Source organism: Eubacterium sp. BL-380-WT-2B (assembly GCF_009696115.1).
GTDB lineage: Bacteria > Bacillota > Clostridia > Eubacteriales > Eubacteriaceae > Eubacterium > Eubacterium callanderi.
This window is the reverse complement of the sequence record NZ_VUMP01000004.1, coordinates 446,421-456,817: the sequence shown is the minus strand read 5'-3', so window position 1 is coordinate 456,817 and position 10,397 is coordinate 446,421. Positions and strand designations below refer to the sequence as shown.

Annotated in this window: 19 protein-coding genes; 6 read left to right on the top strand and 13 right to left on the bottom strand. The window is 42.8% G+C overall.

From position 1 onward, the window contains the following. Positions 1-150 precede the first annotated feature (150 nt). The 8 genes from FYJ53_RS10380 to FYJ53_RS10345 form a co-directional block, all read right to left on the bottom strand. Positions 151-750: a DUF669 domain-containing protein gene (locus FYJ53_RS10380; RefSeq protein ID WP_154557308.1), complete on the bottom strand. Its 600-nt coding sequence runs from the start codon at positions 748-750 to the stop codon at positions 151-153. Further along, on the bottom strand, positions 751-1,392 hold the full coding sequence (locus FYJ53_RS10375) for an AAA family ATPase (protein ID WP_154557307.1): 642 nt from the start codon (positions 1,390-1,392) through the stop codon (positions 751-753). Positions 1,393-1,400: 8 nt separating this feature from the next. Next, on the bottom strand, positions 1,401-1,913 hold the full coding sequence (locus FYJ53_RS10370; protein ID WP_154557306.1) for a siphovirus Gp157 family protein: 513 nt from the start codon (positions 1,911-1,913) through the stop codon (positions 1,401-1,403). Then, a complete protein-coding gene (locus FYJ53_RS10365) occupies positions 1,910-2,053 on the bottom strand; it encodes a hypothetical protein (protein WP_154557305.1) in 144 nt (47 codons plus the stop codon). The genes FYJ53_RS10370 and FYJ53_RS10365 overlap by 4 nt, the downstream gene beginning before the upstream one ends. After that, complete coding sequence (locus tag FYJ53_RS10360) at positions 2,043-2,231, bottom strand: hypothetical protein (protein ID WP_154557304.1); 189 nt, start codon at positions 2,229-2,231, stop codon at positions 2,043-2,045. The genes FYJ53_RS10365 and FYJ53_RS10360 overlap by 11 nt, the downstream gene beginning before the upstream one ends. Beyond that, on the bottom strand, positions 2,215-2,430 hold the full coding sequence (locus FYJ53_RS10355) for a hypothetical protein (protein WP_154557303.1): 216 nt from the start codon (positions 2,428-2,430) through the stop codon (positions 2,215-2,217). The genes FYJ53_RS10360 and FYJ53_RS10355 overlap by 17 nt, the downstream gene beginning before the upstream one ends. A 481-nt stretch (positions 2,431-2,911) precedes the next feature. Then, positions 2,912-3,685 (bottom strand): BRO family protein, encoded by a 774-nt coding sequence (locus FYJ53_RS10350; protein WP_154557302.1) that lies wholly within the window; start codon positions 3,683-3,685, stop codon positions 2,912-2,914. Next, the gene (locus FYJ53_RS10345; RefSeq protein ID WP_154557130.1) at positions 3,663-3,902 is read right to left on the bottom strand and encodes a hypothetical protein; all 240 of its coding nucleotides are present in this window, start codon (positions 3,900-3,902) and stop codon (positions 3,663-3,665) included. The genes FYJ53_RS10350 and FYJ53_RS10345 overlap by 23 nt, the downstream gene beginning before the upstream one ends. Positions 3,903-4,009: 107 nt before the next feature. Here FYJ53_RS10345 and FYJ53_RS21840 point away from each other — a divergent pair, with 107 nt between their 5' ends. Further along, positions 4,010-4,243, top strand: a complete 234-nt coding sequence (locus FYJ53_RS21840) for a helix-turn-helix transcriptional regulator (protein WP_154557301.1) — start codon at positions 4,010-4,012, stop codon at positions 4,241-4,243. Here FYJ53_RS21840 and FYJ53_RS10335 read toward each other — a convergent pair. The 4 genes from FYJ53_RS10335 to FYJ53_RS10325 all read right to left on the bottom strand — a co-directional run bounded on the left by FYJ53_RS10335 (position 4,176) and on the right by FYJ53_RS10325 (position 5,434). Further along, positions 4,176-4,400, bottom strand: a complete 225-nt coding sequence (locus tag FYJ53_RS10335; RefSeq protein ID WP_154557300.1) for a helix-turn-helix transcriptional regulator — start codon at positions 4,398-4,400, stop codon at positions 4,176-4,178. The two genes, FYJ53_RS21840 and FYJ53_RS10335, sit on opposite strands and share 68 nt — an antisense overlap. A 257-nt stretch (positions 4,401-4,657) precedes the next feature. Then, entirely contained in the window at positions 4,658-4,783 is a 126-nt protein-coding gene (locus FYJ53_RS21670; protein ID WP_256369816.1) for a hypothetical protein, read from the bottom strand. 85 nt (positions 4,784-4,868) lie between these two features. After that, positions 4,869-5,087, bottom strand: a complete 219-nt coding sequence (locus FYJ53_RS10330; protein WP_073382699.1) for a hypothetical protein — start codon at positions 5,085-5,087, stop codon at positions 4,869-4,871. A gap of 158 nt (positions 5,088-5,245) precedes the next feature. Further along, a complete protein-coding gene (locus FYJ53_RS10325) occupies positions 5,246-5,434 on the bottom strand; it encodes a helix-turn-helix transcriptional regulator (RefSeq protein ID WP_154557299.1) in 189 nt (62 codons plus the stop codon). A 208-nt stretch (positions 5,435-5,642) separates the two neighbouring features. Here FYJ53_RS10325 and FYJ53_RS10320 point away from each other — a divergent pair, with 208 nt between their 5' ends. From FYJ53_RS10320 to FYJ53_RS10300, 5 genes are all read left to right on the top strand, one after another. Next, positions 5,643-6,017 carry a helix-turn-helix domain-containing protein gene (locus tag FYJ53_RS10320; RefSeq protein ID WP_154557298.1) on the top strand — a complete coding sequence of 125 codons (375 nt, stop codon included), beginning with the start codon at positions 5,643-5,645 and terminating at the stop codon, positions 6,015-6,017. Next, positions 6,010-6,720 carry an ImmA/IrrE family metallo-endopeptidase gene (locus FYJ53_RS10315; RefSeq protein ID WP_073382697.1) on the top strand — a complete coding sequence of 237 codons (711 nt, stop codon included), beginning with the start codon at positions 6,010-6,012 and terminating at the stop codon, positions 6,718-6,720. The genes FYJ53_RS10320 and FYJ53_RS10315 overlap by 8 nt, the downstream gene beginning before the upstream one ends. Before the next feature lie 140 nt (positions 6,721-6,860). Beyond that, positions 6,861-7,484: an Ltp family lipoprotein gene (locus tag FYJ53_RS21490; RefSeq protein ID WP_073382694.1), complete on the top strand. Its 624-nt coding sequence runs from the start codon at positions 6,861-6,863 to the stop codon at positions 7,482-7,484. A gap of 86 nt (positions 7,485-7,570) precedes the next feature. Next, positions 7,571-8,002, top strand: coding sequence for a PH domain-containing protein (locus FYJ53_RS10305; protein ID WP_243143969.1), 432 nt, complete (start codon positions 7,571-7,573; stop codon positions 8,000-8,002). A 229-nt stretch (positions 8,003-8,231) separates the two neighbouring features. Further along, positions 8,232-9,278, top strand: a complete 1,047-nt coding sequence (locus FYJ53_RS10300; RefSeq protein ID WP_038350808.1) for a tyrosine-type recombinase/integrase — start codon at positions 8,232-8,234, stop codon at positions 9,276-9,278. Between the two features lie 152 nt (positions 9,279-9,430). Here FYJ53_RS10300 and FYJ53_RS10295 read toward each other — a convergent pair whose 3' ends face one another. Then, the gene (locus tag FYJ53_RS10295; RefSeq protein ID WP_148427623.1) at positions 9,431-10,030 is read right to left on the bottom strand and encodes a zinc dependent phospholipase C family protein; all 600 of its coding nucleotides are present in this window, start codon (positions 10,028-10,030) and stop codon (positions 9,431-9,433) included. Positions 10,031-10,397: the final 367 nt, after the last annotated feature.

Genomic DNA, 10,397 nt, shown 5'->3' with positions numbered 1-10,397 from the left:
ACATCTATTGAACAGCGCAACCATTTTGCGCCACAGCAACTCGGACAGTGCGGGCAAGTAATTTGTTTCGAGCCATCGGTCGAATGCATTTAACTCTGCAATGTAATTCAAGGGGCCACCTCCTTTCTGATTATCTTATTTTTCCCGTTTTTAGAAGGGCACTTCGTCATCATCGGCCATTAGTTTAAAGTCTTCATCAAAATCTAAAGGGATGCTGCTTGCTGCCGGTATGCTGTCTTCTTCTTTGAGCAGTCTTGGCTTTGGCACTTCGACGCCTTCGCGAATCTTGTCAGCGGAGCACATCCAGAAGGGTTTGGTGGCTTTTTTCTTTTCGTTTTTGTCATTCAGGTATTCCTCTTCCCCGAATACGACGCCTACCAGCTTGCCCGTCAGGGTGCGTTCGTTCTGCGGATCGTCCCAGTTGAAGCGAAAACCGGGATTGCTGTGTTCGATGGCGGTGATCATACCTTTTAGGCGTCCGACACCGTAGTCGCTGCTCACGCTTTGATACAGGCTGCCTCCCCATTTTGCGTTGGCGTTCATTTTGGTACTATTTTCGTACTTGCGTTTAAAGAACCCTGCCCGGTTTCCCTGGGCAATATCAAACTCGAAGACGAACATGGGGTTTCCGCCTCGGCTCATTCGCTCCTGTACGCGTAAAATCTTGCAAATGTAGCCGCCGGGCTGCAGGGTCTCGCCGCCGCCTTCAATGGCTGCGGTTTGTTCATAGTTCTGTGGTTTGGTTAACATTTAAAATTCCTCCAATACTTTAATTACTTCGACAATGTCGTTGTCAATTTCGAATGTTTCAAAGGCGCCCATCGGGCTGCGCGCTGTGCTGTTGCGCGCCTGTGTCTCGAAAAAATAGTGTCCATCAACACATTTTGCCAGCAATACGGTGTTAAACATCGATTCAACACTGATCTTTTCCAGCTTTCTCCCACTGGTCTTCATTCGTGTAAAAATCATTCCGCTATCGTCAGTTTCTGTCTGAGTATGTGCAACAAAAACAGCCGTTAAATCGTCCCTGAGTTGTTTTGCTTTAGAAATCAGCGCTTTTACAGAAAACGCTAAATCCTGCCATTTATCATATCCTTTTTCTTTCATACGCTTAAACTCTTCATCGATCATAATCCAGTTCAAAGTGTCGACGACAACCGTTTTAATTTCAGGCTTTTCTTTGTCGATGCTTTCGAGCGCATTATAGATCGCTCCGGCGTTGCTGGTGGCGAAGTAGTTTTCTTTTTCTTTGTTGTACTGCTTGCGCCAGCCCCGCCATGGCAGGCCTTTTTTATCGCAGTCAAAATAGACGGTGGTCTCGGGGTTCAGGTTTTGCATGGAAGTGGTTTTCCCCTGTCCGGGCTCTCCCATGATTAATATAACGGTACTCATTTTTTACCTCACTTAATCTGTAAATTCTGTTTTTCAACCAGATACGCACCGTTGATCTTCATCCCTTTTTTAAGCTCTGCCTTGATGGCATTTTTGTCTGGGGTGACAATAGTCTTAACGGTTGTCAGCTCAGGATGCATGGCTTTCAGCTCCAGTTCATCGTCAATAAAGACGCTTACGGACGGGATAAATGAGAGCTTGTTTCGGGGTGTTTCTAGCTTCTTTTCACCATTTTGCAGCAGCGTCTCTGCCAAACAGGATTCCAGCCATTCGGCGCGCTTCTCCGTGGTCTTTCGCCGTTTTTGAAGGGCTTGTTCTTCATTTTTTATAGCGCTTGCTCTGGCTTTCATGTTTTTGATCAGGCAAGCCACAGCGTCTACCTTGCTTTCGAATTCATCCTCAATGATGGCAAGCGCCTCGGCCATGGCATCAGCGGTGCATTCCTCATTTTCAATGGCTGCAATGACGCCTCTGTAGGTTTCGGATATTTCATAGACTTCGTTCATTTCATAGGGTTTCATTTATCTTCCTCCATCGCCTCCCGCACATACCGAAGCACGGTCTCAATATCTGCCGACAGGTGCGGGTTGCCTTTTAACATCTTGATTTTATAGGCGTCAAGGCGTTTAGCCGCCTCAAGCACTTCTACGTTACGTTTCATCGTCTGCCTCCGCATCCACCCGCTCCACGCAGTTTTCACAGCCGAAAACCGCTCCCGAATAGTCCCGGTAAAAATAATCGCACTCGCAACCACAGGCTGGGCAATGCGGCGGATATTCGATGTCCACATCGGGGTAGCCGGTCTGGAGCGCTCTGGTAATGTCAGGATGCTCGATCATTTTTTAACGCCTCCAGTTTAGCTTGGAGTTCATTGTTGCGGTCTTGGAGCATTCTATTTTCAATCTCCAATTCTGCATTTCTCCAGATCAACAATCGAAGTGACTCAGCTTGCGCTTCAATCTGGCCATTTGAGGCCACCACATGCGCCTTTACCATTTCTAAAGCTTTTAAGGGCGATACACTTTCAAACATTCTCATTATTCCCTTCCTTTCTGCCGCTTCATCGGCCAATGCGACTCATAAGTGCATTGCTTCTCATACGGAAAATCCATTTGCATTTTTCCTCCAAAGGGTATATACTTTTAATAACTAATTTTTTCCAAGTCCTTATTTGCTGTTCCGGCGTAAGGACTTTTTTTATTTTCATAAAAATTAAAACATTTATCCGCCGGAGTGACAGTGCCCTGCCCTCCGGCTTTTCAAAATCCATTAAAGCGATTCAGGCAGGCCACCCGCTGCCGTGCCGGGATTGTATGAGACAATAACAAAATTACGACTTAAATTGAAGTGAGCGGATTACCCGACGCTCCCCGGGACTGTTAATAAATAGCTTTACAAACCGATTTAATTTTTATTTCCGCGTTTTGAGCCTGCGGATAAGGCTTTTGACTTATAAAGGTGAATAATATGGCGTAGCACGGTTTTTGCTATGGTGGAATCCCGCTGTATGGCATCATTGTTACGCCTGCGCTTCCTGTTCCTGTTCTAAAATCCGTTTGAACACCGAAATTGCGCACTCATAGTATCTAAAGGTGTCCACTTCCTTTTTTCCGCCTTTTGCCACATCTCGGTACCACTCGCCGTATCGCTCGGTCTTTAAGTGGTGCTTTGTGGCAATGCGGCCGATCTTGTTGGCACTCACACCAAAGACTTCAGCGACCTCGGTGGCTGTGTACGTTTTACGGGTCACCTTTGGGAGCGGGATCAGTTCCCCGCCATTAACAATATCAGCGGCTTTGGCGACCAAAACCGGCGTGTAAGTTTTGGATAAGGTGTCTACCTGTGAGAGCTTGTAAAGCAGTTCTGCGCGCTTACAATCGGCGGTTTTTAATCGGGCTTCAGCATTCATCGCCCGGGACTTCGCATTGAGGATTTTGACCTCGTCCGCTTGCTGTGTTTCTTTTGTAGAGTAGGTGCCTGTTCTGCGAAGGGTGGGCAAGATTTCGGAAGTTACCCAGCGCTTAAATTGTTTTGCGGACGGGAGCTTGCTCGATAAGACCAGGCTATATAGACCAGATTCGTTAATAATGTACATTGCGCGACTTTGACCTGAGTCGGTGAAACGCCGGGTCAGCTTATCTTCATTGTCAACGTGTCTTTTCATCGCATCCGAGGTATCTGCATAGCCTAACGCTTCTGCAACATCCTTTCCTACAAACCAAGGTTCGTTATCAATAACAGCGGTTCGAACCTTTCCAAACGTTTCATTCTCAAAAATTCTTAATGCTTTCATTTTGTTCTCCTTCTAAATTTTTCTCAATCGGGTAATACACACTCACGTTCGCCGCTTCCCGATAATGCTTACATCGGTTCCCCGGCCGGGTGGTACACTGGCGCATTCCGCAGAATCCGCAGTCGATCGGGTCAAATCCCCCGTTCCATGTGTGCGTATAATACTGGGTGTATTTATTACAATTAATACAACGACTTCCGGTAATTTCGATTTTCATGAGTTCCTCCTGTCAATTACAGTGCCATATTATGGCACTTATTTTGATTGTTATTATAGTGTATTATTATGGCACTGTCAATGATAATTTTTTAGGAGGTCTTTTTGATGTTTCCAAAACGCTTAAATGCTGTTCGAAAAAAGCGTGGCATTACCGCACAGTACATGGCCGATTCTCTCCAAACCGGGATTCGAAACTATCGTAAATATGAAAGCGGTGATGCTAAACCCACAATTGAGGGATTAGTTAAAATATCCGACATTTTAGACGTATCTATTGATTACTTACTTTGTCGCGATAACTGGTTGAAAGCTCACGGAGTTTTCTTTGATGAATTTTAAACAAATCTTCTAGCCTGTCCCACAAAGCGATGCTTCCAACGATTTCTCCGCTTTCTATTTTTTTATAATGCCTCTCGCCTACGGACAAATACTCCGCCACCTGCTTCTGCGTCATGCCCGCATCCTTGCGGGCTTTTTTCAGTGTTTCCCGGCTCATTGACTTTTACTCCTCTCCGTGCTATACTTTACACATATTAGTTTCTCTTAGCCCCACACATATCACTCCTCTCTGTTCTTGTGGGGCCTTTTTATTTGCAAAAGAAATAGTAACCAGCCACTGTCCTTAGCGGTGGCTTTATATTTCGATTCGTTTCCTCCACAAACAAAAGCATTTACCAAAAATATCTATTTGTATCCACGCCTCCGCAAAGCGTTTTTCATTTTCTTTATATTTTGTAATATAGTGGTTTATTTTCATTTCCTGCTCACCTCCTTAAAAATCTCAATCACCACCGGAACCAACACCAACCCGATCACGGTCAGCCATCCGGTCGTTTCCGCGAGTCTCCCCGCCCAGTAAATATAGATCAATCCTTCCATAGCCACCCCTTCCGGACTGCCAGGCAGATGCCGATGTAGACGGCGATGCCGAGGAGGACGAAGGGCAGGCCGGCTGTTGATAGGTTCATGAAGCGGCCTCCTGATTAAAAGTTCCATGATGCCCGATATACTCTTCCAACAGCTTTGGTGAAATATGGTACGTGTATTTTCCTCCTGGGTTCTGCACAAAAGAGCCAATATTCAAGGTTCCTTGCCGCATTGCTCGCCTCACATAGTCTTCAGTAGCACATAAGCGTTCAGCCGCCTCCTTCACCGAAAGGCGTTTTTCCGGATCATATCTCATTCTGTTTTCCTTTCCCCCACCGGTACGATTAACAGGGCCGCGTTATGGTAAAAGTCTGTTAGCGTGTGTTTAACCAAGGCAAGCTTGATACGTTCTATATTTTGAGGAGGATTTAACGAGGGTTGCGACCCTGTTAATGCTACCGGCGGGTTTTTGATTTAATCTTCTAAAAAATACTCAATCGGAACGCCAAAGTAATCAGCGAGAGTTTTTAGTTTGTCGATCTTTGGAGTATACGCTCCACTCTTCCAACTCGATAAAGTTGCGGTTGAAACACCTGTATCCTTCGATACTTTATAATCCGTAATATTATATTTGTCTCTTAGCGACGCATACCTTTCGTACAAGACTATGCCCCCTTTCCAAATTTATATTGACAATAGCTTAGATTTCTTATATAATTAAGTTACCAACTAAGTTAATAAGAAATCAAAGCTATCTCTTGTATGGATAACTTAGTTATCTAAGCTATATCTATACTATAGCATAGCTTTCTAAGTGTGTCAATGATAAATAACTTATTTTTCTAAGTTATTTTAAAAAAGCGAGGAAACTATGTACGAAATTTTTGAAAAATTGTTGCGTGAGCGCGGTGTTACTGCTTACAAAGTAGCCAAAGATACTGGCATTGGAACAGCTACGCTCTCGAATTGGAAAAATGGGAAATACACACCAAAACAAGATAAAATGCAAAAACTTGCTGACTATTTTGGTGTCTCAATCGATTATCTTATGACCGGAAAAGAATCCAACGACGAGAATACCTCTACCGAAAAAGACTACGCCAAAAATGAAACCGAAAGAAAATTGCTGGTTCTTTGCAGAAAAGCAAACGACGTTTCAGAGGAAGAACGCGAAGATATCATTAATCTCTTTGAGAATACAATTGATTTATACTTAAAAGCCAAAGGAATCAAAGGTGATGAATAACGGTTATGCGAAAAAGCCGGACTTTGACAAGTGTATCGAGGCCGCCACAGACCTGCTCTACCGACAGGATGACCTTTTCACATTTCATCTTGACATAAGAAAATTAAAGTATGACCGAACCATATATTTTGATTCTGTTCAAGGTTATTGTGTACGGGTTGGTGTTCCGATCCGGCGGGTAATGTTTGGGAAAAACAGACTTCTTAAAGAAGGATGTACCGTTAAAGGCGATGATTTTTATCTTGTACTCTATAATGAAGACCGTCGTTCCTTTGAGCGGCAGCAATGGACCATGGCGCACGAAATTGGCCACATTTATTTAGAGCACGAAAAAGACGAAGATAAAGAAGAAGCAGAGGCGCATTGCTTCACCGGACAGTTGTTTATGCCCGACTACAGCCTATACCGGATCGTCAAGGATTTTAATGGCGCCTGTGCTGATATAGCCGAGATATTCCGAGTCTCCAATGCGGCCGCCCAAAGAAGATGGAACACCTTTTTCAGAAAAAGAACCGTCCATGCCGGAAAAAAAGATCAGGCCATCTGGGAAATGCAGAGAGAAAAAGTAGAACTGTATTTTTACTGTAAACAAAACGGGCTTGCCTTTAATCGCGAATTTTTTAAATATGGAAAGAAACGGGACCTTCTAAAAACAGCAGATGTGATCAGCTCATTTTCAGAACTTTCAAATCTTTTTGTTTAACAAAAAACTCTTCCATTCTGCCGACATTGAGATAGTGATATGATACTAGGACAAAACTTTAGTAAAATGCTAGAAAACATTTTCATCTATCCTCTATTAGTGTATAATGATAATATCTATATTTTTAGGAGGAAAAAGAAATGAATGAAGAAATGAACAACGGCGGTAGTGTTGAAAAAACACCTTTTTACAAGAAGAATTGGTTTGTAATTTTACTGATCATCTTTATACCACCCGCTGGGCTCATTATGATGTGGGTTAATAAGCAATTTGGAAAAACAGCAAGAATTGTATTAACAATAGTTCTTGCTATTTATTCGATCATTTGGTTGACCACATTGTTCACTCCCAAGCCAACACAAACAACACAGCCAGAACCAACCACACAAAGTCAAGCGCAGCCAAGTGCTAACGTGTCCGCAACCGCAGCACCGACACCTGAACCAACACCTGATGTTCCAACAGAGTATAAATCGGCTCTAAAAAAAGCTAAATCTTACAGTGACACCATGTACATGTCAAAACAGGGTCTTTATGATCAACTCACATCGGAGTACGGAGAAAAATTTTCAGCTGAAGCTGCACAATATGCGGTTGACAATTTAGATGCGGACTATAATTACAATGCCCTGCAAAAAGCTAAATCATACCAAGAAACCATGGCCATGTCCCCAGAAGCAATCAGGGATCAATTAACGTCTGAATACGGTGAAAAGTTCACCCAAGAAGAAGCGGATTACGCAATTGCTAATCTTCCGCAATAAGTAAAATCGTCCCTGTGTTTTGATGAACAGGGACGATCACTCAATTTCTACAAAAGCTACTAAAAAAGAATAATCAGGAGGAAATGATGGCTTTAAAAGATTTAATGGACAAAACCAGCAATCTGATGGAAAAAACATCAAAATCAGCAGGCGGCGGAATCGCTCAAGGTTTAATGGGAAACGCCCAGGAAATGAACAAGGAAAAGGTACAGTCTGAATACGGTATGTATTTAATGTCTGGTGAAACGGTAAAAATCGGGTATCAACTACTGAGAGACGTTTTTGTTGTTACTGATCGCCGGATCATTGATTTTGACAAGCAAGGCGCTACAGGTAAAAAAATGAGCATCAAGTCGATTTATCTTGATTCAATCGTAGGCGTTGAAGCTGAGACCGCTGGCGCTGGTATTGATGATAGTGAAATCACTATTCGCTATATTACGACCCCGTACCATAAAGCGCACTCATTAAGCATGGACTCTCGCAAATTCGAATTTCCAAAAAAAAATATGATATAACCAATCTGTATAATCATTTACAGCAGATTGCTTATGATAATTACGTTCGTATAAACCAGTAAATAAAAATAACGCCCCCTACCCTGCAAGGTAAGAGGCGATAACATAGATTCCCGGGATAGGACCGGTACAATCTACCCTAAGCAAGTTAATTGTACCACATTATCCCGGTATTTTCCAATATACCGGGCATTTTTATGCCCAAAAAAAGAAAAAGGAGTGATATTTTATGCGATTACCAAACGGCTATGGGGGCGTTTCAAAGCTTCCTGGCAACCGGCGAAATCCTTGGCGGGCAAGGGTTACGATCGGCTGCGAGTTACTTCCAACCGGAAAAACAAAGCAACTTTACAAATCAATTGGGTACTATCCCACCAGAAAGGCAGCACTAGAAGCCCTCGCTGATTACAACAAAAATCCGTATGATCTTGCACAAGATCAATTAACATTTAAAGAAGTATATGAAAAGTGGTCTGAGGAACATTTTGAGGCCATTGTCCCGAGCGCGGTTCGTACCTGGAAAAGCGCGTATCGTTATTGCGAACCGCTTTATAACATGAAAATGAAAGCGATCCGCGTAAATCATCTCGAGCAAACAATTAAAAATGCAAAGGTAGGCGATTCCACAAAGGGACGCATAAAGTCCCTCTTTAATCTCATGTACAAATATGCTATGAAACATGAAATAATCGATAAGAATTACGCTGAGCTTTGTGATAGCATCAAGGCGCCAAAACCTAAAATTAAAAGGACCGTTTTCACGGATAAAGAGCTTCAAGTCTTATGGGATAATCTCGAATTTCCATTCGTTAAAATGATACTTATAGGAATCTATTCAGGGTGGCGCCCTCAAGAGTTGGCATCTTTAAAAACTGAAGATATCAATCTGGAGGAACGCACAATGTTCGGAGGGCTCAAAACAGATGCTGGAAAAAACCGTTGCGTCCCCATTCATTCGAAGATATTTCCTCTTATTTCATCGATATATGATAAAAGGAATAAATACCTTTTTAATGATGAAAACGGACAGCAAGGGACGTACATGACATATGAAAAATATCGTGGTCGCTTTAAAAAGATTAATGCCAAATTTGGCTTTGATCACAAACCACATGACACAAGACACTCTTTTGTAACTTTCGCCAAAGAGGCAAATATGGATGAATATATTCTCAAATTAATCGTAGGGCATGCGATCGAAGATGTTACCGAGAAAGTCTATACACACCGTACAATGGAACAGCTAAAAAGCGAAATTGAAAAGATCAATAAGTAACAATAAACTTAAATAAAAAAAGGTCTATAATACTCACTTAAGACACAAAATATCACTTGAACCCGCATAAAACTGTCATTCCTGCTTCCATCGAGGAAGCCATGAATTAATCCCAATAAACAAAAAACCTGCGATTCATCTCGCAGGTTTTTTTAATGGACTAAAAAGCCCGGTTCCACATTAAAGGCGGCGTAGTAGCGCGTGGTCATGATGGTGCCAACGGTCTGGAGGCAGGCGGACAGGGCGCCTTCTGCCTGGGCTCTGCAGGAGGGGCTTCCGGCCAGATAGGCGTCGTTCATTTCCTCAATCTTCCGGAAGATGTCACCGGTTCCGGAAACGGAAAAGCTTCTGGGCTGCCGCATGGTCTCGCCCAGTGCCTTCTCGTTGTGCGCGCAGTAGCGGTACAGGCTTTTCTCAAACAGAATATGTTCCTTCAGGTTTCCTTCATAGCGCTCGGTGTGGGCCTCGCAGAAAAAATCGGCGCAATAGTGACAGATGCTGCCAAGGCGTTCTGCCAGAAAAAACCCGGCATCGAAGTCCATAATATCGCCAGCCTTTATGGCTGCGTCGATGGCAGCTCTCAGATGCTCAGAGGCATATTTCCTTTCATGGGGATGAAGGACAAAGCTAAAAGTGAGGTCCGGCGCGATATTTCCCAGCAGAAAGCCGGCACGGTTCAATGTAATTCCATAGTTTTCGTCAAGGTATTTCCAGATAATTTCTCCAAATATCAGGTGTGTCGGTTTGTTCATTAAGTGTTCAGCTCCCCTGTATTAAACTTGATTTACCTTTATAATACACCATAAAAGTTAAGAAAATACAATCCAAATTATGAAGATTTTCCTAAGATTTTACATGGCATTTATTATTTTAACACAAACCCGATAAGTTATTTACCCTTAACAAGTAAATTTATTCCAGAAAACCTTTTCTAAAATATGAAAACCACAATGCCTTCAAACAAGACATTGCGGTTTCATCAACAGCAGCAAAAATCATTTCCATAAACCAGTCCATAACAACGCATAACGACTAACATCTGAGGGTAATACTTCAAAACCGGCATACTCTTTAGCCTCTGGTAGGCATTTTTGAATAAATATTTATTTTTATTCAACT